Origin of the sequence: Chryseobacterium mulctrae (assembly GCF_006175945.1) — a bacterium.
GTDB classification, from domain to species: domain Bacteria; phylum Bacteroidota; class Bacteroidia; order Flavobacteriales; family Weeksellaceae; genus Chryseobacterium; species Chryseobacterium mulctrae.
On sequence record NZ_VAJL01000001.1, the window covers coordinates 3666707 to 3688638 of the forward strand.

Annotated in this window: 28 protein-coding genes; 4 read left to right on the forward strand and 24 right to left on the reverse strand. The window is 37.0% G+C overall.

Annotated features, from left to right (window positions below; translation table 11 throughout):
* Positions 1-31: 31 nt before the first annotated feature.
* Positions 32-2827 carry a choice-of-anchor I family protein gene (locus FDY99_RS16975; protein ID WP_139423844.1) on the reverse strand — a complete coding sequence of 932 codons (2796 nt, stop codon included), beginning with the start codon at positions 2825-2827 and terminating at the stop codon, positions 32-34.
* A gap of 157 nt (positions 2828-2984) precedes the next feature.
* Here FDY99_RS16975 and FDY99_RS16980 point away from each other — a divergent pair, with 157 nt between their 5' ends.
* Positions 2985-3269, forward strand: a complete 285-nt coding sequence (locus FDY99_RS16980; protein WP_139421001.1) for a hypothetical protein — start codon at positions 2985-2987, stop codon at positions 3267-3269.
* On the opposite strand, the gene FDY99_RS16985 is transcribed toward FDY99_RS16980, so the two are convergent.
* The 23 genes from FDY99_RS16985 to FDY99_RS17090 form a co-directional block, all read right to left on the reverse strand.
* The gene (locus tag FDY99_RS16985) at positions 3257-4087 is read right to left on the reverse strand and encodes a glycoside hydrolase family protein (RefSeq protein ID WP_139420999.1); all 831 of its coding nucleotides are present in this window, start codon (positions 4085-4087) and stop codon (positions 3257-3259) included. The genes FDY99_RS16980 and FDY99_RS16985 overlap by 13 nt on opposite strands.
* Positions 4088-4257: 170 nt before the next feature.
* Positions 4258-6495, reverse strand: a complete 2238-nt coding sequence (locus FDY99_RS16990; protein WP_139422965.1) for a hypothetical protein — start codon at positions 6493-6495, stop codon at positions 4258-4260.
* Positions 6492-6872, reverse strand: a complete 381-nt coding sequence (locus FDY99_RS16995) for a hypothetical protein (RefSeq protein WP_139422966.1) — start codon at positions 6870-6872, stop codon at positions 6492-6494. The genes FDY99_RS16990 and FDY99_RS16995 overlap by 4 nt, the downstream gene beginning before the upstream one ends.
* On the reverse strand, positions 6821-7720 hold the full coding sequence (locus FDY99_RS17000) for a hypothetical protein (RefSeq protein WP_139422967.1): 900 nt from the start codon (positions 7718-7720) through the stop codon (positions 6821-6823). Before FDY99_RS17000 ends, FDY99_RS16995 begins: the two co-directional genes overlap by 52 nt.
* Before the next feature lie 2 nt (positions 7721-7722).
* The gene (locus tag FDY99_RS17005; RefSeq protein ID WP_139422968.1) at positions 7723-8586 is read right to left on the reverse strand and encodes a hypothetical protein; all 864 of its coding nucleotides are present in this window, start codon (positions 8584-8586) and stop codon (positions 7723-7725) included.
* 1 nt (position 8587) lies between these two features.
* On the reverse strand, positions 8588-9433 hold the full coding sequence (locus FDY99_RS17010) for a hypothetical protein (RefSeq protein ID WP_139422969.1): 846 nt from the start codon (positions 9431-9433) through the stop codon (positions 8588-8590).
* A complete protein-coding gene (locus FDY99_RS17015) occupies positions 9434-9925 on the reverse strand; it encodes a hypothetical protein (RefSeq protein ID WP_139422970.1) in 492 nt (163 codons plus the stop codon).
* Entirely contained in the window at positions 9922-10785 is an 864-nt protein-coding gene (locus tag FDY99_RS17020) for a hypothetical protein (RefSeq protein WP_139422971.1), read from the reverse strand. The genes FDY99_RS17015 and FDY99_RS17020 overlap by 4 nt, the downstream gene beginning before the upstream one ends.
* 2 nt (positions 10786-10787) lie before the next feature.
* Complete coding sequence (locus FDY99_RS17025; protein ID WP_139422972.1) at positions 10788-11081, reverse strand: hypothetical protein; 294 nt, start codon at positions 11079-11081, stop codon at positions 10788-10790.
* Positions 11056-11595 (reverse strand): phage holin family protein, encoded by a 540-nt coding sequence (locus FDY99_RS17030; protein WP_139422973.1) that lies wholly within the window; start codon positions 11593-11595, stop codon positions 11056-11058. Before FDY99_RS17030 ends, FDY99_RS17025 begins: the two co-directional genes overlap by 26 nt.
* Positions 11592-11876: a hypothetical protein gene (locus tag FDY99_RS17035; RefSeq protein ID WP_139422974.1), complete on the reverse strand. Its 285-nt coding sequence runs from the start codon at positions 11874-11876 to the stop codon at positions 11592-11594. The genes FDY99_RS17030 and FDY99_RS17035 overlap by 4 nt, the downstream gene beginning before the upstream one ends.
* Positions 11877-11878: 2 nt before the next feature.
* Positions 11879-12082, reverse strand: coding sequence for a hypothetical protein (locus tag FDY99_RS17040; protein ID WP_139422975.1), 204 nt, complete (start codon positions 12080-12082; stop codon positions 11879-11881).
* Positions 12082-12576, reverse strand: coding sequence for a hypothetical protein (locus FDY99_RS17045; protein WP_139422976.1), 495 nt, complete (start codon positions 12574-12576; stop codon positions 12082-12084). The genes FDY99_RS17040 and FDY99_RS17045 overlap by 1 nt, the downstream gene beginning before the upstream one ends.
* Entirely contained in the window at positions 12552-12965 is a 414-nt protein-coding gene (locus FDY99_RS17050) for a hypothetical protein (RefSeq protein ID WP_162304180.1), read from the reverse strand. Before FDY99_RS17050 ends, FDY99_RS17045 begins: the two co-directional genes overlap by 25 nt.
* Positions 12966-12987: 22 nt before the next feature.
* The gene (locus tag FDY99_RS17055; protein ID WP_139422978.1) at positions 12988-14109 is read right to left on the reverse strand and encodes a hypothetical protein; all 1122 of its coding nucleotides are present in this window, start codon (positions 14107-14109) and stop codon (positions 12988-12990) included.
* Positions 14102-14719 carry a DUF6046 domain-containing protein gene (locus FDY99_RS17060; protein WP_139422979.1) on the reverse strand — a complete coding sequence of 206 codons (618 nt, stop codon included), beginning with the start codon at positions 14717-14719 and terminating at the stop codon, positions 14102-14104. The genes FDY99_RS17055 and FDY99_RS17060 overlap by 8 nt, the downstream gene beginning before the upstream one ends.
* Positions 14716-14859: a hypothetical protein gene (locus tag FDY99_RS23035; protein ID WP_162304181.1), complete on the reverse strand. Its 144-nt coding sequence runs from the start codon at positions 14857-14859 to the stop codon at positions 14716-14718. Before FDY99_RS23035 ends, FDY99_RS17060 begins: the two co-directional genes overlap by 4 nt.
* Before the next feature lie 41 nt (positions 14860-14900).
* On the reverse strand, positions 14901-15251 hold the full coding sequence (locus FDY99_RS17065) for a hypothetical protein (protein WP_139422980.1): 351 nt from the start codon (positions 15249-15251) through the stop codon (positions 14901-14903).
* Positions 15252-15284: 33 nt separating this feature from the next.
* Positions 15285-15704 carry a hypothetical protein gene (locus tag FDY99_RS17070; protein ID WP_139422981.1) on the reverse strand — a complete coding sequence of 140 codons (420 nt, stop codon included), beginning with the start codon at positions 15702-15704 and terminating at the stop codon, positions 15285-15287.
* Positions 15705-15706: 2 nt separating this feature from the next.
* Entirely contained in the window at positions 15707-16954 is a 1248-nt protein-coding gene (locus FDY99_RS17075; protein WP_139422982.1) for a DUF2586 family protein, read from the reverse strand.
* A 9-nt stretch (positions 16955-16963) separates the two neighbouring features.
* Positions 16964-17176 (reverse strand): hypothetical protein, encoded by a 213-nt coding sequence (locus FDY99_RS17080; RefSeq protein WP_139422983.1) that lies wholly within the window; start codon positions 17174-17176, stop codon positions 16964-16966.
* A 61-nt stretch (positions 17177-17237) separates the two neighbouring features.
* The gene (locus tag FDY99_RS17085; RefSeq protein ID WP_139422984.1) at positions 17238-18164 is read right to left on the reverse strand and encodes a hypothetical protein; all 927 of its coding nucleotides are present in this window, start codon (positions 18162-18164) and stop codon (positions 17238-17240) included.
* A gap of 2 nt (positions 18165-18166) precedes the next feature.
* Positions 18167-19294: a head maturation protease, ClpP-related gene (locus tag FDY99_RS17090; protein ID WP_139422985.1), complete on the reverse strand. Its 1128-nt coding sequence runs from the start codon at positions 19292-19294 to the stop codon at positions 18167-18169.
* A 121-nt stretch (positions 19295-19415) separates the two neighbouring features.
* On the opposite strand from FDY99_RS17090, the gene FDY99_RS17095 reads away from it, so the two are divergent.
* Genes FDY99_RS17095 through FDY99_RS17105 form a run of 3 tightly spaced genes read left to right on the forward strand, consistent with a single transcriptional unit; the run spans position 19416 to position 21903 of the window.
* Positions 19416-19859: a helix-turn-helix domain-containing protein gene (locus FDY99_RS17095; RefSeq protein ID WP_139422986.1), complete on the forward strand. Its 444-nt coding sequence runs from the start codon at positions 19416-19418 to the stop codon at positions 19857-19859.
* The gene (gene terL / locus FDY99_RS17100; RefSeq protein WP_139422987.1) at positions 19856-21445 is read left to right on the forward strand and encodes a phage terminase large subunit; all 1590 of its coding nucleotides are present in this window, start codon (positions 19856-19858) and stop codon (positions 21443-21445) included. The genes FDY99_RS17095 and terL overlap by 4 nt, the downstream gene beginning before the upstream one ends.
* The gene (locus FDY99_RS17105) at positions 21445-21903 is read left to right on the forward strand and encodes a phage protein Gp36 family protein (protein ID WP_139422988.1); all 459 of its coding nucleotides are present in this window, start codon (positions 21445-21447) and stop codon (positions 21901-21903) included. The genes terL and FDY99_RS17105 overlap by 1 nt, the downstream gene beginning before the upstream one ends.
* The last annotated feature ends 29 nt before the right edge of the window (positions 21904-21932 follow it).

Sequence of the window (21932 nt, forward strand, 5' to 3'; positions counted from 1 at the left end):
GCTACAAAAGTAAATTATTAAGTAAAAAAAATTATTTCACGATGAATCTCTTCACTTCACCTTCTGAAGTTTTAATTAAATAAACTCCGGTGTTTAGCTTTGAAGTATCGATAGTTAATGCGTTTTTCTCTTTTCCAAGAAGTTTTCCGCTCATATCGTACAACTCATAACCTTGAGCTCTGTTGAAGTAAAGAGTATTTCCTTTGTTTACAGGATTCGGGAAGATATTGAAGCTAGCTTTCTCTGTTTTCACTTCACCTGTCGATAATGTTGAAGATGGTATTACTTCATACATTGATAAAGTTCCACTGATTTCGTTGGCAACGACTACGTAACCTTTTCCATTATTCATATTTGCTGGTGGAATGTACGTAATTCCTTCCGGGCCGTTGTCTCCACCAAATGCAGAAGTTGATCTTGAGTGTTTGTAATCTACAAAAGTGACATTGTTGGGATCTGTTACATTGTAAACCATCACACCTCCGGTTCTTTCCAAAGTGATGAAGGCAAAAGTTTGTCCGGCAATAGTTCCTAAAGTTACACCTTCCGGTTCAGGACCTTTTGCACGGCTTCGGTTTTTCGCTCCGTTTGCTTCGTTATCTGCATTGAAAATCAAAGGGTGATTGGCTGCAATATATCTTTCAAATCTGTCTCCACTGTCGTAAACGATTTGTTTGGTATCTGCATTGAAAATTGAGAATGATCTTGCTCCTAAAGCATGAATTTCTTCAAAATCTGCGTCTCCGTCTGTGTTTCCGTTTACATTGGTCACTCTGAATCTTCCTAAATTGTGCGAAGCTTTTAAAACAGAAGCATTCGGGAAAATGGTTGAGTCTAAAGTATATCCATTCGCTCCAACGGTTGTTCTTTCGCTGAATCCACCTAAATCTTTTTCGTCACCTTCGTTTGCGGTAACCAGATAATTGGTGTTTCCAACTTTAAAAGAAGCCATTGCATCAGGATTGTAATACGCTTTTACAGGCCAGTTTGCGATAAGAATTTCGCCGTTGTTGTCTGAAGCGTCAAAGCCGTTTCCTGGAAGATTCATGTCTTTTTTACCCAATCCCCAAATATTTCCTAAAGTATTGTTGCTAAGATTTACTTCGATAATTCCGTTGTTTTCCTGACAAGAAACCCATGCTTTCTGGCTGTCTGCGCTTATGGCAATATATTCAGGCTCAAGATCCTGCGCCAAAGTGCTTGTCGATTTTACTTTTCTTCCGCCTGAACTGATAAATGCTGCTTCCTGGCTGTTGTAACCTGTAAAACCACGTGTGGTAACGTTCGACTGGCTTAAATTATTAATTCCACCCGATATATCAATAATACTGATTGAACCTTCAGGATCTACCGTATAAGCATCGTTTGGTTCGCCTTCATTTGCTGTCATTACTTTTGTTCCGTCCGGAGTAAATGTAATCATATCCGGTAAAACTCCTACAGTGACTTGTTTTAAGAAATTTCCGTTGATATCAAAGAAGACTACCGATCCGTTTTGTTGTGCGTTGGTTCCGTTTGGAGAGGCTACAGCAACAAGTCCGTTTTTCACGGCGATACTTGTAATTCCGCCATAAGGAGCCATGTTTACAGTATTAATTACTGACGGAGCTAATGGATTAGAAAAATTAATAATATCAAAAACATCCGTTAAAGAACTGATGGTAAATAATTTCTGAGTTGCAGGATCATGAACTACAATTTCTGTTGAACTGTTATTATTTCCTGAAGGATCAAAACTTCCGATGTAATTTAATGTAATCTGATTAGAAGGAACGGGAGCCGCTTTATCATTATCGATAATATAAACGGTAGAAGTAGTGTCTCCGGTAATTGTTGTTCCTACAGGATTTTCTAAACTTAAAACAAAATATTCTGCTTGCTGTTCTTCCAAAGTATCATCAAGAATCGGAATATTTACCGTTACACTTGTTGTAGAAGGCGTGATGTTGATTGTTTGGCTTGTAAAGGTAAAATCACTGCTGTTTGCGGTGTTAAAAGAAGCAGGTTTCACAACCAAATTCGCCGTTGCATTGGAAGGATTGGTCACATTTATTTTAAATGCTAATGTTCCTGCGTTTTCATTAACCTTAATTAAAGTTTTATCTAAAGAAATACTTGTTCCTGCCGTCGTGAAAATACTAGAAGTTGCCGTAGTTACTGCGTTGTCGCTTGTATCTTCTACCATATTTGGTTTTAAAGCTAAATAATAAGCCTGATTCGGAACTAAACCTCCCGTTGGAATTACCGTAATTACATTATTTGCGAACGTTGTCGTAAATGGAACTGTATTTCCTGTAGAGTTTCCTAAACGTAATTCAACTAAGCTTTGTGCATTTGCAGAAGTAATTGCAGAGTTATCGATTAATCTTACATTTTCATTAAAAGTAATTGTAGGGTTTACCGTCGTAGAAGCATTGTTGACGTTGTTTGCAGGCAAATAAGCAACGGTTGGTGGAGTAGTATCAGTTCCGCCAACTGAAGTTGCGTCCACTGTAAAATTATCGAATCTGTTATTTCCAACAGCTCCGCCGCCACCTTGAGCAAACTCAACTTTTAATTTGAAATTTGGGTTATTTGAAACTCCTGTAACATTCGAAAAGTCAAATGTGATCAATTGTGGATTGGCGTCTTGTGAAGTAACCGTTTGATACGGTACAAAAGTAGTTCCGTCTAAAGAGTAAGACCAATTTTGATTTCCTGCACCCGAACCCGATCTTCTTGTAGAAAATTTCACCACAACATTGTTATATCCTGTCGTTGGCAAATTAAACTGTACATTTCCGTTGATCGGATAATTGTATCTTAAATGCGTTCCGGAAGCGTCCATAATCGGCAAAACCAAAAGTATAAAAAAATCATGCTATGAACGCCAACATCACGTTGAAAAAATCGCCACAATTTAACCATCTTTTAAAGACTATTTAAACAACGTTAAAACACAAAAAAAATGCACTCGTTTCGAGCGCATTTTTTAATTTAGTGTTATGATATTAAGAGGAACTATAAAGGAAGAAATAAAGCCTGATGATAAATCTGTTATCGTCCAATTTCACGGTGATAAAGCAAAGCAACACTTTGAGGTGCTATGTAATTTTAGTCCTTTCTATAAGAAGATGCGCAAGTGGGATTCATGGGACTTTAAAATCACATGGAAAAGTGAAATTTTTACTGATCCAAAAACAGGTGTAAAATCCTATTTTACGCATCTAATTTGCTCTAAAGCTCAATTATACCACGAACTCGGTTCTGTATCTGATCAATACAAATAACGGTGGATCATAATATCCTCATAACTCGCATTGTATGTTAATGAAGTATTCACCGTAACGGTTGTACCACCATCGAAAGGACTTCTACAATAACCACGGGTTTGCATCCAATCACAAAGCTCTATAATCTGACTTTTGTTGCTCGTAAAATAGAAATAAGAAGTATCTTCAATCGTCTTGAGAACATTCAAATAGTCAGCTAATTTCCAGTAATCAGGACGGCTATATGTAGTGCAATCAGTAGATAAGTAAGGCGGATCAACAAGAAACACTACATTAGGATGATTCCGGTATTCAGCAAACAAATCTCTGTAATCTTTCTTCACACGATCTACACCTTCCAGATAGCCATCAACACGATAGTTTGAAAGCCTCACTTTGTTATAAAACTTTTCTTTCTTCAGCTGCTCAAAATTGGTCACATAATTCATTGAAAAAAGCAAACTTGATGAGATAGTGACCCAATCAATAAAACCTTCTTCTTTCGATATTCTATCTACTATCTCTGAATGCAAATCATCCGGCAAACGTTCCTTTCTTGTTTCCGATTTAGCACAGATAACACGAATGTCAGAGAGCAAAGCGTTTGTTTTATCGACGTTATCTAAACGTTTAGAATAGCTATCAAAATCGTTATAAACGACTTTCGCATCCGGATAATATTCTTTTACTGTATGGCTCAACAAGCCTGAACCGCCAAACAAATCAATATAAATAGCATCTGCCGGAAACTCATTTAAAGCCTCTTTAAATGGTTTTAAAAATCTTCTTTTTTGTCCCTGAAAAGGCAAGGGAGCCTGTACATAATTGTATTTCATAGTATTAAAAATTATAAATTGTTTTAGTATATTTGCACTCCTACAGTATAAACAACAAAGCCAGCCAAAGAAGACTTTTCGTCCTCCATGGCTGGCTTTGTTGCTATTAAAATACTGTAGGAAGTTTTTAATTTGGAGGACGTTTTTAATTCCTTTCCTCCATTGGAATATTAGTTTATTATATTAGTTCCGTTAACATTATTTTTGAAAATATCGCCATCCTGATCCCTGTAGAACTCCGCCCACGTAGTATTTCCAATACTTGTAACGATTGTACCGCCATCGAAGTAAATGGTAGGATTTAAGTACTGGGATGAATTCATTATTTTTAAAGTCACACCTTTTGGCATGTTTTCAACTCTTATATTTTGAAAGTTATTTCCTTTACAAATAATTGTTACTACTCTAACATTTCGGTAAGCGCTGAAATTAAATGTTAAATCATTTGCGATATTTTGATAAATAACTTCAGCAAACGTGTCATTAATACGTGTCTGTATAATTTCCTCAGTTTGACCAAGAGGCACAGCATCATCAGATTCTATCGCTGAAGGAACTTTGGGAGATACAAGATGCGTTTTAACACCTGTAATATTTTGATCACTAAAGAGAGTTACAAAATTGATTGATGACCATTCTTCAGTCGATAATCTAATTTCTGCACCATTAGCATGTTTGACATAGGGTGTGTTAGCTGTACCTCCAACAAAACCTAAAGCAAATGCATTATTTTCTGAAAGTACTCTGCTTAAGATAATATTTTGAACATATTCTTTAGGTGCAAGTTCAATTGAACCTGCTGTCGAATGTTTAAAATAAGGTTTAATTTCACTATTACCTATAAATCCAGCACCTACAATTGAAGAATCTTCTCTTTGGATATATCTTCCGTCGCCTTGAGTTATATTCAAATAATTTTGTGATAATACCCAGTCATATCTCGCTAACCTTACATTACCTGCTGTTAAATGATAGATATAAGGCGCCTCTGCTAAACCTGCTATAAAACCAATAGCTGTAGCATTATCTACAGCACCAGCAAAATCTGAAATGGCTTTATCATTTCCATCACCTAATAATACATGATTACCATCTGAACCATTTTTTATAAATTGACTCGATTTTATTCCTTTATATCCGGTACCAGTTGAATCTGTAGTTTTAAAATAATAGCCATCAAATATAAGTTGTCCTATATCAACGCCGTCTCTATAAAATGATAAACCTGCGTCATGACCATTTATACCATGAATTCGTAAAGTATTATTATCCCAGTCATTTCCATTATCAGTTTTAAACCATTTTTTTCCTGTAATATTATTCCAACTATCAACAGTAATAAAATCTGAAATAGATTTATCACCACCACCACCTAAAAGTACTTTTGAATCAGATGAACCTGTTTTAATAAATCCTAAAGAAGTTATATTATGATAATTTGTTCCCGACATATCCATGAAATGAAAACCATCACCTCTATGACTTAAAGTGGCAGCGTATAATCCCGGTTGATGAAATGCTAATGTAGGATAAATAGTATTTGTTTGTCCGTTACCATTAATCATTATTGCAGAACCTATATAATCATTTCCAGTGCCTCCAATGAAAGTTTTACGTGCATGAATTGTGGATGCTACATACTTAGGAACATAATTCTCTAATTCTACTGCTAATTTAGAATTAACATAACCGTGTGTAGCTATTGGAATGTAACCTGTTTTCGTACCATTATCAAAATAAAAATATGGAAATTCTATACCATCATCTGTAGGATAAGTTCCTGAACTAAATCCAATAGCTCTTGCATTTTCCTGACCATTAGCTTTTGAATTTAAATTCTGAATAGTTGCAAAATTTTCATTAACATATTCCTGAGTAGCTAAAGTTTTAAGATAGATCGAAACTCTTTTTGTTCCACCCGGATCGGCACTATCTGAAACGTTGACAACCCTATTTTGTCCCTGTTCTATTCCGCCATAGCCACGAGTTAATTTTACGTCAAATCCTTGCCAATATGACAATTGCGGAAACCAAAAACAAAGCTTTCCGTTAAGATTTAAAGCAGTAATAATTTTCCAATAATAACAAGTTGTATAAGCTGCAACATTTAAAAGAGGATTTGCACCATTTAGATAAATATAACCCTGAATCTTTGCATCCAGTGGCATTGAGTTGTCGTACATATTGCCTTTAATCTCCAAAAGAAATTGGTCTCCATAATCCTGAGAATAATCAACATCGGTTTCAATCAAGGTTCCGTTCGGGAAATTTCTTGCAGAATGAAAAAAAGAATCTTCCTTTGTTAAATGATTACGAGTACCACCACCTGCCATGACGATATCTTCATTTGTTTTGCCGTCAATTTTGTAGCCGGCTTCCGTTTCATAGTATGAATAATTAGTCATCATAATACAGGCTCAATTGTAATTATTATAGGGTTAATTGGTAGAACATCAAACTCAATGTTAATTGTATTAGCTGTGTTTGCTTTCCAACGAGTATATGCCGGATAGTTCGTCACGGAATCAAGCATAAATACTTTGACCTGATAAGTGCCGAAATTATGCGTTAAAGTCTCGTTTGCTGTTACTGAAAAGCTTTTGGCGGTAATATCATTATTGCCTGCTGTAACACGTCCTTTGGCATCAACTGTAACTTTGTTGTACGCTCCGGGTATCACGCCCGTATTCGCCAAAACTAAATTTGCGGAACCATTGGCAGTACCATCGACTGTCACCTCCCAAGTTGCATCCCCGCAATACTGATTACTCGTGGTGTAGTCCATTTTGTTGCAGATAAAACATTTTTTACGGCATCTGCCGTATTATCTGCATTACCTAAGCCAATATGAGATTTGTTTAGCACCACAACACCTGTTTGCCCATTAACAGAATCAACAGCACCGGACGTAATGTAAACGTACGCCGATCCGCTCCAGCGATAGGTTTTATTTGTATCTAAAGCAACATAAATTTTCCCTGATTCACCGGGATTTGGAAACGATGCAAGATTAGCAGCTTCGATCACGTCATCTACATAACTGGGTAATTGTGTTGATGGAATTAAACCATTTGCATCAAGAGTAGCCACACCATTTACAGCACCTTTTTGTGATAATGGGATATAATTCGCTAAATCGGCAGTGGTCGGCATTGTTCCCATATACACAGTGATTCCCGTTGCAGTCTGAACAAGTCCGGTTACAACATTTCCCGTTCCTGAAGTGGTCACAGGCAAAGTAAATGTTGTTCCTGTCAATGTCAGCCCGTTTCCGGCATTGTACGTTGTATCAGTAGAGGTTAACGTGATTGTATTTCCAGTTTGAGAAACAAACATATTTGAACCTGCTGCCAAAGTAATATCACCGGAAACCAAAGAACCGGATGCACCTCCTTGAATACGTGTCACCGTGTCGGTTGTGGTGAAAGTTCTATCTGCTGATAAATCCTTTGTCACGCCGTTTATAGTGATTGAACGGGTGAAAGGAACAAAATTAGCCGGGTTAAAGTTTTCGATCGTCCAAAATGCAGAGTATGGCTTTGTACTTCCACCTGCTGTAAGTAAATCAGTTTCAGGTTTGCCTACAAGCTTATATCCTGCTGTGGTAAAGTAAAGTGAGTGTTTTAAATCCATACTTATAGTTTTCTTATGGTTATTCTTAAGGGATTAACAGGCAGGTCGTCAAATTCAACTCTCAAATTATCAGGATCAACAATTTGGTATCTTACAGGGACATTGTATTTTGTAACCATGTCGATAGCAACTACTAATAAATCTATGGTATCAAGTTTATGATCAATCGTTGTATTTACCTGAATAACTTCTTCATGCTTAATTTTCCCTACGTTAAGTTGATCTTCAACATGAATAATTTTATTATAAACAGTGTCATTGAATTGATTTTGAAGGGAGATTGCGCCCCAAGTAGAGTAGTTTCCGGTTAACGTGATTTTATCGTCCGTTGTTGATCCGATAATCACCGCTTGCAAGGCTTCGATAGCTTCACGGTTCTGCTTAATGTAATCTACGATCTCCTGAAGTTCATCAAGATTAAGATCATTACTCACAAGCGTTTCTCTGATTTGCTCAACAATCTGATTGTTACCTTCAACTTGCTGTCTGAGCATATCGAGCATTACTAAAACCTGATCTTTATTGTAGACGTTCCCCTCAACAACAGCTCCGTTTTCGTCCAAAGAATCTACAACCGCAATACTCGCAATTCCTAAAGCATCCTTCCAACTGATCACGTCAGCAGGCAAAAGGTTACTTCCGTCCTTTTTTGCCAGTTGTATAATTTTGGTATTTACATCGTCTTTAAAAGCTGTAAAACCGCTATCTGTAACCGTATTTTCAAAAGCCGTTGCAAGTCCTTCAACCTCATTGAAAGGTATCTTATTTTCTTTATGTCTAAATGATGCGAATGTCGCTCTAAATTGATCTTGTGTTGGAATGTCGCCAGTTTCAAACCAGCCGAAAATCTCTATTAATGTTGGCATCTTATTGGAAGTTTGGTTCTATAAATAATACTATTTCATGTGGTGGAAGAATTTTAAACGCTTCGTCATTACCGATCTGTTCAGATTCCAAGGTCTTCCAATTCCATTGGTTTCCGCCTCCGTCAAAACCTCCTAATCCTTGATTACTGCCATACGGTTGAACGATTGGTGTTCTAACTTTAAATTTTGGCAGATTGTTTTTCGTTAGTGTGACTGTTTTTGCGCCACCTGGAACTCCAAAGTTTGAAAAATCGGGATCAAACTCATTGTAACCAAAAATCGTTTTACCGCTTAAATCCGTACATTCTTTCCACTGTGCTGGGATTTCATTTCGTGGTCGTCTGAAGACAAAAGCAACACCACCGTTTTCAATGGGAGCAGTTTTTAATTCGAGTTTCTTAATTCTTTTTTCGTGGTCGTCAGTCACGGTTATATCAGCTTTTGTTGCTAAACTTTTCTGAATGCTTTTGATAGTTTGCAGCTTGACAAATTCCGCCCAGGGAAAAAGATTTGGTGCAACTGCATTACCGAACTTTACCGTTCTTTTTTTAATTAAAACTTTATTCGTTTGATCCTGGAATGTTTTTAAAATCTGCTCTTCGTGAACGAAAACATTGGTATCTATCAAACCGCCTTCAAATGGAAGCACTTCACCGTTAATGGCAACTACGCCAGGATTAACAGTCGTTGTTGATCCTGCGACCAAATCACCACCTGAAATGATCGTCATGTGTCCGGCAAGATCGCCAACTGCATCATAAAGCTTGATCGCTTGCATGATGTTTTGCATCAAGTCATTGGTAAGTGGAACCCCACCAGTCTGCATAAATTCTATATTGAACTTCATTTAAATTATTTGTATTTTATATTGTTTGCTTTGCAGCATATAATATTCGATTTCTGCTTTCAGCTGAATTTGGTTAATGCCGGAATTAGGTATCTTCACTATAAAATCAAATTCAGAATACAATTCCGCTTCAGTGTATAAGTAAATTGGATTTTCATTGCCAAATAGCCATTTTGTTTTACTTTTATATTGATCATCTTCAGCTTCAGTGTAGAGATAAGTCCCATCAAACAAAACAGCCTTTACAATTTCAATTCTACGATCAAGCGGGTCGAAAACATCATTGAGCCTTTTTTGCATTGAAAACTTTTGACAGGTCGTTTTTAAACGAATTAAATTTTGCTTCCTGGCTCTCAAAAATTCATTGTACAAAGCTTCAAGCGGAATGATCAGAACCAGGACAAATGCAATCCAAAAAGAATTTCGCATTTTCGTTGGTAGTTTTTCAATTCCAAGCTTTCTAAAGTTTATATTAAAAACTTCATCTTTCATGAGATGTAGGTTAAGCCGTTAAAATCTTCTATTTCAAAACGCCCGGATGCAGGAATTACCGACATTGCTATTGGTTGATATAAACCATATCCATTTACTGCCGGATCAATCCATTTTGACTCCATAGATAAAGTTGTAAGATCTTCTACACCATCAACCGCTAATATTGCTGCCTCAAGCTTTTGTGTGCTTAATTGACCATCAAATGGCAAATTCTTAAGAAAGTTTTCAATTGCTATTTGCACCGGATATGTTGCTGTTAAGATTGCCATTCCGGATGCGTTTAATACCAAAGGATCAACTTTAATTTTAAATGCAAATTTTAACATGTCTGGTTTGTAGTTCAAAACCGTAATATGATCTCCTGCAGGCGAAATTTCTTCAATGTACTTTACAAATGCAACCATAACATCATTTGGAAAAATCTCGTTTAAATCTTCAGGTGCAATCTTAACCACTATCTTTGCTCTTCCGTTATCAATCACTCGACTACAAGCTGCATATTTGATAATTTTAGAATTATTAATTTGCTCATCCGTTGCTATTACCTCGGAACCGTTATCTGTATAAGTTGGTTTAAATTGATCAGTTTCGTCTACTAAATCAAAACCATATTGAAAACGTAAAGCTTCAGAACGATAACGTCTGAGATTGAAAACTTTTTGATTTGCGATCAGATCTCGAATTTCCTGCAGATGTAAAATTGCTGCTAAAGAAAAGTTGTAAAACACCCAGGCTACAACTTTGAATATACCCAACCAAATTGAAGTTTTAGATGTGCTATCTAATCCGTTAAGGTCTGAATTTTTAGCTTTTTCGGCTTGTAATTGCGCTAATATTGCGTCGTAACTTTCATTCATAATTAATCTACTTTAAAGTTTGATCCAATTTTCATGATTCCAATTCCTCTCTTTTCAATAACTTTTTGATCTCTTAACGCCGTAGCTGGTTGAAGGTGTTTTGAGGCATAATAATTAAGTACATCGACATCAATTTCCATTTCTTCCGGAAGAATTAAATCAGTTCCAGGTTCTAAAAAATCAGAAACAGCATAACCATTCGCAACCGCAATAGAAAAAGCATTTAAAACATTTCCTGTTTTCTCTATTGCGATATCCTGGAATGATTGATTATGTAGTACTGTTATTATCGCCATCTCTTAATTCTCTTACTGATGTAACCACTTTTTTAACTTTGATAAAAATTGTCCGGACTTTCTTTTCAATATCAAATCCAGCTTTACGCAGGTTTTCAAAGAATATTGAATAGAGTTCAATGCTACAAGCAATTGCAATTGTTACTAAAGTAATTGTCACCGGATGATCTGTGTAGGTTGAACCGAAAGGTTTTAATTTAAAAGTTGTTTCTAAGGAATAAGCACAGAGAATGAATAAAAAATAAGTAACACTTTTCACAACTGATAATCTCAATCTTCTGGATGAAAAGCCATACTTCCAAAAGTTTGATTGCGCTTTTGAATCCTTCCATAAAATCCACGATGCCAAAACTCCGGTGACAAAATCAAGCGTCATAAAAAAAAGTAAAAGGAAAATTCCCAGTTGATAGCTTGAAAATGTAACAAGCCCAACTGCAGGAATAGCAACTGTGGGTTTTTTCACCGCTGTAAGTATTGCAATTGCTGTTTTCTTATAGGTCAATAGTTCTCTCATATATCAATTTTCAAATTTTCAAAACCTCCGGAAAGGTCAATATTAGGATTGTAGCCATCATAGACGAGTTGAATCTTTAAATCACGTTTAAACGATTCCACATTTATATTTTTTTTCACCTGAAGTATTGCAGCAAAGCCTAACATCGGATCATCTTTGTATTCTCCCGGATGGCTCATGGTAATATCTTCAACATGTTGTGTATCTGACGGGCTAACTACAAAATCACCGTTTTTAAGCACTGGTATGTAATTTTCGTCAACTTCAATATCGTATCTCATGACTATGTAATTTTCCCGGTTCCGGTAAATGCGCCCTGGTTAGAAGTTCCTGTAATTGCAACATCACCGCTTTTTAAATACTCTTTAATTGCTGCTAAAAGCTTCTGAGCATACTCTTGTTTTGCTTGAGCTCTGTCGGTTTTTGTCTCCATTTCAGTTTGGAGGTCAACAACCCTGTTTATGAATTGTGCATCGTTTAAAGGCATTATTTAAATAGTTTTTCAGTATCGGACTTCAATTTTTCAAACTGTAATTTGTTTGGGTCTGAAAATTGTCCCGGACCCGAAGGCGTTGTGATAATTGCGTCTTTCAGTTGGTCAAGAGTTTCGGTTAAGATTTTCTTCAGGTCACTTTGATCGTTTTTAAAATCGAATTTCCCTGCTGACATTTCAAACCTGGCTCCGCCAATGGTGATGATTACTTTTTCTACCTCAGTATATTTTACGATTGCCGTTTCTGCTTTCTGATTTTCGACAACCAAACACAGGACTTGAGAACCTATAACCGGGATGATTAAAAACATATCATCAAAACTTTGATCTATGGCATTTAATCTGACATCGAAAAGCGGAGGTAAACCGTCCCTTTCGACTGTGCAAGTCATTCCTGTTATTTCGCTGACAACTCCTAACGAAGAGTAACCCATTATTGGCTGAGCTTTGGCTGCTATTGTACTTACAGCCTGAAAGAAGCTTTCCATAATCTTTTTACGATAATGGTTAATAACGCCCCTAAAAGCAACCAAGTAACCACTTTACCAACTCCTAAATACCATTTTTCCCACTTGCTTAGTTCAGCTGGAACCTTAATTTCTTTTATTACCGGATAAGGAACGGGTTTGATTTTAACCTGACCGCTGTGTTGTTTTTCGTACTTTTCCTTCCATTTAAGAAACAGGTTTTGAGCTTCTGTCTGAGCATCGACAATCAGTCTTCCATCCTGAAGCTTTACATCGGCTTTGATACCTTTGGTGTTTTTTTGTTCCGGATTTCTCAGAACTGGTTTATTGTTTACGCAATCGATGTATGCGCTGTAATAAAGACTGTCAGGTTTGCTTACTAAAACGGTGTCTTTGATTGTAACGGTCACTAATTTGTCAACAAAAACACTATCACGTTCGACGACGATTTGTGGTGGTTGTAGTTGTGGACTTTTTACTCTTGCGCTGCATGCGAGGAGTGATAGTGATGTGACCATAAGTAGGACGGTTATATTCTTCATTACTTTTTATTTTAAATGATATTTTATTTTGTCTTTTTATCCCGTCAGACTCATCTATAGTGGTTGTAACACCATCGATAAAGTACTGACCATCTCTATAACCCGTGGGATAATTCGGGTCTTTTACTTTTGCTGAATCACCGACTTCAGTTCTGGGCAAAGCCCATCCGTCAATTGAACCTTCATACCCATCAAAAACAATTGAGTTATAATTTTTTTCAGCCCATTGTTTTAGTTCTTCCTGGTTCAAATTAAGCGGTGCATGTAGTGAAATTTCACTTTCGCCAACATCGCCAAACTCGTAGGTAACCTTTTTATTTGCGCTTCCTTTTTGCATGGAAACTGCTTTAATAAACCGTTTCCGGCTTGCTGCTGTTTTGTACTTTAAATCTGTACTTTCCCGAATGTTTTTCCCGAATGTGAACTCATGAACGGTTTGCGGTTTAAAATCGACTGTAAGACCTGCATAAAGCTTTTTACCCTTGAAAAAACAACGTACACCGTATTTTTCTTTTAGGTCTTGAATGACCTTGTAAGGATTTGCCCGCTCAATCATATATTTTCCGATTGGCATATCCAAAGCTTCGACTTCGTAACCTGGAGCGATGAACTTTAAAAGTTCCTTGAGGTTCGTAGATTTAAATGTATGGTTGATTAAAGGTTTTTTCTTTATCATGTACATTTCATCTTCGCACTCAATAACGATTGGAATTTCTGCTCCGACATTGGAAATATAACCTGAGAACTCTGTGAACAGTTCGCCGTCATATCCTGCCTCTATGACTATTGAATCACCTACTTTTAAATGCTCGAGTAAATTCTTTCTTTCGATTGAAAAACGCTTATCATTTACAATTGCGTTTTTAAATTCTCTCGGCAGTTCCAGTACTGCAGTATCAGAAAATTTTTCAATCGTGCTTTCGATTTTAATCGATTTTACTATATTGAATTGTATCCTTTCTGCAATTGTGATCCGTAAATCAATATTATAGTAATGGTGTTGCTTACTCATTAGGTTTTAGTAATGTATAGCTTACTTCTTTTATACTTGATGCTTGTATGCTAAATTGGATGGTGTCCTGAAAACCTTCTATCGGAGTGATCGAAATGTCTTTCAAATAGATGCTGTCAATATTTTTATCACTGAACTGAAGACCTACGGCGCTAATCACGGTATTTTGTTCAAAAAAATCGTTTAACTGTTTAATCTTTGTTGTTGGATAAGTCCTGTTTTCAACATCAATCAAAACACCTTTTATATCGATTCCCCAGGGTTTAGTTCCCCAACGTTCAATAACAACACCATCACCACCACTTATTGAAGTTTCAATCAAATTCTTTGGTCTACTAAAGCTGATCATCAATGGTGGTGCGTAAATAGAGCCATCACCATCACCTTCAAGCATTGCAGAAAATTTTAAAGAGTATTCGTCGTTTCCAACTTTATATTTAAGTATTACATCTTCAAAAGCAGGATCTAAATCCTCATAAACATCAACGCTGTATTTATTTTCATCTCTCGATATTACCGCCGTATTGATTGCATTGCTTACTGCTACTATTCCGAAAGCAGCTGCATAACGTGCCGCTAAATTGATTACTACTGATTCGCCGACTGTCATAAATCTTTCTTTTTAACTCCTAAAATTCCCTGATCTGCGAGCCATCCGATCTGCGCCCATTTACTTGCCCAGGTGTCATCGTCCAATTTTTCCGGGAAAGGGATATGAAGGAAATGGCTCATTAGCGCATCTGCCTTCATAACCAAATCACTCTCCTGGTTGTAGCTTAGACCGCAGCTTTCTAAACTTTCCCAAACTTTCCCTGTCTGATCGGAATTAATTCTGTTATCATTCCTGCTGCAGCATAGAATAAACCATCGTCAGCCATTACACGTTCTTTGTCGGTAACAACACAATTTCTAACTAAAATTTCCTGTCCTTTTTTGGGATCTGAATTCATATATTTCATTGATTGCCCAACGACAGAACGCTCTGGAATTATTACCAATATTTCGATTTCTTCCGTTGCTTCATCATTAAGTGGTAAAATCACTGATCTTAATTTATCACCATGCTTTTCCTTCATGGCTTTTTTTACTTCTTCTGCTACCGGGAGATATGTTTCGATAGGTGTTTTTTCTGTTTTTGACATTTTTAAATTATGTTTAAAGGGTTTTTAAATAGATTAAGGAAAGACATTAAGCTTTACGCTCAGGGCAAATAATTCGTATTGTTTTTCAAGCCCCATATCGCCTGTAACTTCACGTCCGTCTGATTTGAATTTTGCTACTATCACATCTACTACAATAGCGTTAAAATCATTAACGAACTCAACAGTCATGGTATAGGGTTTAATTTTTTTAATATCCCCATCAGGTGCTGCGGTTTCCAAAGGTGTTACGTCACCCATCATTAAAGTCATTGAGCATGACGGTGTATTTTTCCCCCAAGACCAAGAAGTGGCATTAATACCCAATGTATGATTTAACTGGTGATCCTGCTCATTCCCATAGGTAAGTGATTTTACTTCGATAGGAATACCGTTGATTTTAACTTTTACGTCGGCTGAGTCATACGCTTTGCCGTTTCTGATAATTTCCGCCATGATTAGATTTGAGATTTTAGGTTAACTGTTCCGTTAATTTCACCAACATTACCTTTTGGCACTACTTTAAAGCCTATGTTTAAAGTTTTTGCAACAACCAAATCACTTTCACGATCAACGGTTGTTTTACCGTAAGAGATTTCAGAAGCTCGTTGCATATCACCAAACTTTCGATCTCCTAAATCTTCCAGGGCGACAACTGATCCGGGAGAAAGCTTTCCTGTTGTTTCGTTTAACAGATATGATTTTTTTACTTCAGGCAAGTAAGCGGTTCTCAGTAACCGTCTAACTTTCTTTGCAGTTCTGCCATAAGCGACCGTATGCTCGTTGATATTGTTATCATCGTCAATAACAATCGGTGCGCAAACATGATCGTTATTCAAACGAACTCCTGCCATTCCGACGTAAACCATTCCAAAGACATAACCTTTGTTTTCAAGTGTCTGCAACTGCGGATAAATTTCTTTATCGTCGATTTTCTTGTGATTGGAAAGACCAGGATTAACCAACAACTTTTTTGATTCGTGTGTGAGGTTTTTAGTCTCATTCTCGCCGATGTTCTGATCCACTGTACACGAGGCGCAAACACCTAAAACAGTTCCGATATTGGCGTATTTTTGAGCATGTCCGGTTTTCTTTTCTGCAACATCCCAATCCTGACCGTTAACCAATGTTACACCTTCTGCAGATAAATTTTCTAAATCACGTAAATCGGCAGAACTTGCTGCATTGCCTCCCCAGGCGTAACACTCAAGGAAAACGGAAACGGGCATGTGATTTTCTTCTGACCATTCCTCAAGTAATTTTGCTGCAGCAATAGCGTTATAAACGTCATCCGGCATACCATTAAGCATTACATTAGTTACAGTTGGAAGTAAATTAATGCCTATTGCGATTTGCTTGATTTTTCCTTTTGCAAAAATCATAAGTGTTTTTGCAGGATCAGCACAAAGATCAATAAGCTTTTCTGTCTGAGGTTCTAACATAAGATACAATTCAGTGCCTTCCGGAGCCAGTCTGTAAAACTCTGAAAGATGCTCATAAACGTGAACGTTATTGGTTGAATCGTATTCTTTAGTAATTCCTAAAGCTTCAACATCCTGAATATTATAAACAACTTTAGGCGTTGACAAATCAAGATTTGCAGGTTTTACACCCGATAAGACAATACCACTGATTGCATCATCGCTTGCCAGTCTGTTAGTCCCAACTTTGCCCTTTTTGAAGCTTGCTCCATCTAAATTTGACATATCTTAAAATTATTTAGTTGTTGTTTTTTTACCTGCCTTTGCAGCTTGAGGCGTGATTGAATCAATCTTACCCTCTCTTTCACCTTCCTTATTTTTCGGGAGGCTGTTATTTGCGTAACTTTTGTTTGTAAACCATTCACCTGAAGGATTTAAAAACAATTCCTTTACTTCCGGATTTTCAGCGAAAAAATCCTCTGCGTACTTTTTTTGCTCGTCTGTCATAATGTTGATTATTGATTGTTCCCAGGAGTGGAATCGAACCACTCCAAAAAACCGTTTGGGATTAAGGAGTTGGATTACCCGATACAATTGCACCGAAGCCAATTTCCTGACGTTTGTCGCACAGTCCATACGAGTGAGTTCTGTACTCAGCGGTTGGGTCTGCACTTCTGGTATCAGTTTTCAGTTCTTTTATTAATGAAAGCACACTTTCGATATGGTAAACCGAATTAGGAGCATAATAGAATACAGACGACCCCTGATCTCCGGCAGCCTTAACAGAACCTAAAGATTTCAACTCGTCATTAGCCCCGTACAAAGGTGTTTCAGTGTTTTCAAAAATCTGCAGATTGAAGAATCTTTTCAATGCTCCAGTATTTTTATCAACCTCTAAATCTCTGTAATTATTTGTACTTGCACGATCATGTATCAAATCGGCTTTGTGCTCATTAGAAAGAATTAGATACTGTTGATCAGGATCAGTAAGATTTAAAGAAACAAGTTCTTCAAAAAGAAACGTATTTAAATCAGCATAGGTCATTCTTTTTCTACCTTTAAATACTTCTCCCGTAGTTCTGATTACTGGCATTTTATCAGCAACGTGTTTTTTTGGAGCCAATTTATTCATACAATATCTACGTACTCCGATTCTAAATGAGGTAGTGTGAGCTTTTCTGATTGTTGCTTCTTTATCATATACCATTGCTCTTAATTCTGCATCGGTGTAAGATGTCGGAGTAGTATCTAATTTATCATAACCAATAAAGCCTTTTTGACCCGTCATTTTTAAGGGTTCAAAATCTTCTGTAGCATTAACCACAAAACCAACATTGTTGATTAATTTTTGAAATTTGATGCCTTCTGCATCAATAGCTGCTTTATTAGCTCTTGGTAATGTTGCAATAAAAGAATCATTTACATTTTGAAAATCTTCTAAAAGTTGAGGGTCGACGTAGGTTCTCAGCCATTCTCCGTCTATTAATTCAGCCATTTTTATTTCTTGTATTTAGCGTTAAACAATGTGTTAAATTTCTCTTTGTCGGCTGAAGCCAAAGCTTCCAATCCTTTAGGATCTTCCTTTTGCCATTGGTCAAAAGTCCAAGACTCACGACCTGTAACAGACGCTCCTGGTGTACCAGTTTGAATCATCGCACCAATTCCCGGAGCAATAGGTTTTGCAACATTTTTCAAAACCATTTCCAAAGCTTCAACTCCTGAAGTTGCTCCAATGGTTTTGTACGTTGATTTTTCTTCCGGAGTAAATTCTTTTTTCGCACCTGAAGCAGCGGCTTCAATCAAAGAATCAATACGGTTTTCTTCAACGGTTTTAAGTTTTGCCTCAGCATCAGTCGCCTTCTTTTCTGCGCCTGTAATTTTTTCCTGAACAGCTGCCAAAACTGCGCTGTCAGAACTGTTAGCATCGAGCCCAGTAAGAGCCAATGCAGTAATAAGTAACTGTTTCATATTGTCGTTAAAATTTTTGTTAGGGTTTTCGTAATTATTAAAGGCGCTTACCGCTGCTGTAGGAATCGATGTAAGTAAGCTTGCATACATATTATAAACTTCAGTTTCTCCAACATCTTCAGGATCGAAAGCAGGATAAACGGTTTCAACTGATGCCGGAAGTATTTCAGATACTAAACCAAGAGCCAAAGCTTCTTTTGCACTTAACCAGGTATCTTTACTGATCCATGTTTTTACTTCAGCTTCAGTTTTTCCAGTCCTAAGCATCAATTTATCAACAAAGTTTTCTTCCATTAATCGAAGAAGCTTTGCATTTGATTCATGGTCTTGAGCGTTACCATAGGAGCCACTATGGGGTGCGTGAATCATCACGTATCCGTTATTTACAATTTTTACTTTCTTGGAGGATAGTATGAAAATCGCACCCATAGAAGCGGCTAACCCATCTATAATAATAGTAATGTCTGCTGATGAGCGTTCCAAAGCATTACACATAAGATTTCCGGCAAAGACAGAACCGCCGTACGTGTGTAATCTGATCGTAATTTCAGAGTATTGACTTTCTAATCTTGATAGATAATACACAAAGTCCTGACCATCATATTCCCAGATGGTTCCGTACATCGTTAAAACATTGTCTTTGATTCCAAATATCATTGCGTTGCTTGAATTTTTAGCAAACTTAAAACAGGATTAAACCCATTTTTTAAAGACCTGCAACGGTTGCCACTTTTTAAAAAATGTGCCTTTTACATTTGGATTTTTGCGGAAAAAGTACATGTCAAAAAGAGTAAACAATGAGCCTGTAAGAGCTATTGCCGAAAGGATGTTTATCGAAGACGGACTCACGGCAAAAGCAATCGCTGATGCAGTTGGTGTGACAGAACAAACTATCGGTAGGTGGCGAAAAGGGATTCAGGGCGATATCTCCTGGGACGATAAAAGGAAGCAATATTTATCTGCGCCAAACAATATTAAAAAAGTTTTAATGTCAGAACTCAGTGATCTTGCTGAGGGTAAACAATCGAAGCTTGATGTTAAGGCTATCACAGAAGTAAGAAAAGCTATGGAATTACTATCCGATTCCATTTCGGCTCATGTGGTAATGGCAGTTCTTAAAGAGTTTGATTCCTGGATGGCATCGCAAGACCCGGATATCGCAATAAGTTTCCTTGAATGGCATAAGCTGTTTTTACTGCACAAAGTACAACAGGAACAATGAGTAATTTTAAACTAACCAAAGCCTTTGAAAAAATGCTCCTCGAATATGATGAGCATTGTAAAGGCATTCACAGAACTACTGGTTCCGGACTTGATCCAAATCAATCACCTACAGACAGAAGAAAGGAACGCTTGGAATGGGAGAAAGATTATATCATTTGGTTTGAGAAAATGTTCCCACATTATGCAAAAGTAAAATGCGCCTGGTATCACAGAAAACTTGCAAACCTTATTATTAATAATGAAGTCTGCGATGTACTTGCCGAAATTTACCGTTCCGGAGCTAAATCCGTTCATATTGATTTAGGTATTCCAATGTATTTGTATGTGACAGGGCAATTAAAATTCATGCTTTTGTTCGGTCAAACAGACAAAAAAGCAAAGAAATTAATTTCCGATATCCAGGCTGAATTTGCAAACAATCAAACTTTCATTCACTATTACGGTAAGAAATTTAAATTCGGCGATTGGTCTGAAGGAGATTTTACAACAACTGACGGCGCAAAGTTTATGACCTCTACTCCTGGGCAATCACCCAGAGGTTTGAGGGAAGGTAACGCCCGTCCTGACTATATCGTTTTTGATGATGTTGATACCAGACAAAGAGTAAATAACGATGATCTTTCTAAAAAGCTTTTTGATTTCGCCTGGGAAGATGCAAAAGGAACATTTGATGAAGGTTCAAGATACCGACGTTTTGTGGTTGCTAATAACAATTTCCACAAAAACTGTCTAATCAATCTCCTGAAAGAAGAATTTAAGCTGATTAATGCAAGGCTGAAAGAAGCAGGAATAAAATCAAAGTTTTTTGTTCTAACGGTTGCAGCTGTAAAAGACCTGACAACCTTTGAGCCAAACTGGCCGGAAAAAACAACAGCTGCTTATTGGCAGGAAAAATACCTTTCCACTCCGTACAGAAGTTTCATGCGTGAGTATATGCACGTTCACATTATTGAAGGTACAATTTTCAAAAACGAGCAGATTCAATACAAAGCACGATTACAGTTTCGATCTTATGAAGCTTTAATGTTCTACGGAGATTTATCATACAAAGAAGCCGGAGACTTTAAGGCAATGATTTTCGCCGGAAAGATAGGCAGGGAATTTCACGTACTAAAAGCCTATGTCCGTCAAACTACAAGATACAATGTTGCAAAATGGCTATACGAATTTGTAAAAGATCAGAACCTTTTAAAACTTAACATACAATATCTCATAGAAGGGCTTTTTGCTCAGGATGAATTTGTAAATGATTTCGATACGGTTGGAGACGAGGAAGGCTGGTACATTCCGGTTGTTGCTGACAAAAAAAATAAAGAAGGAAAATTCGACCGTATCGAAAGCATGTCCGGATATTTTGAAAGAGGCAATGTCTGGTTTAATGAAGCTGAAAAAGGCTCAACTGATTTTCACGAAACAATAAATCAATTATTAGCATTTGCCAAAGGTTCGGGCGCACATGACGATGCTCCCGATGCTCTGCAAAGTGCGATAAGCAAATTAAATGTTGCAGCTCTCACAAACAAAACACCTCTCAAAACAACCAGTCGAAAAGACGTAATAAAAAAACAAAAAAACAGATTCTAATGGCATTTATCACAGATAATGATTATAGTTTATTAGTTCGTAGAGAAATCAAAGATGTTCTCTTAGAAGACTATTTTGACGAAGAAAGCGAAGAAGAAAACAACGAAAGAAATACAAAGTTAAGTACAGCCGAACAAACGGCTATCAGTCAGGTGAAAAACTATTTATTTGGAAAGTATGACACCAACAAAATTTTTTCTGCAACTGGTGATGCGAGAAACAGCCACATCGTAATGATCACTATGGATTGTGCGCTGTACCATCTTTACACTGGAGCAAACAGAAAAGCAATGCCGGAAGTACGATCTCAAAGATATGGTGATGCCATCGAGTGGCTGAAATTAGTTGCTACCGGAGAAGGAACAGCTGATCTCCCTCCAAAAACAAATGATAGTGGAGAATCTATAACAGGTATAAAATTCAGCTCACGATTTACTTCCGAATCTCAACGTTGGTAATTCTAACGTTTAAACACCCTTTAAACTCA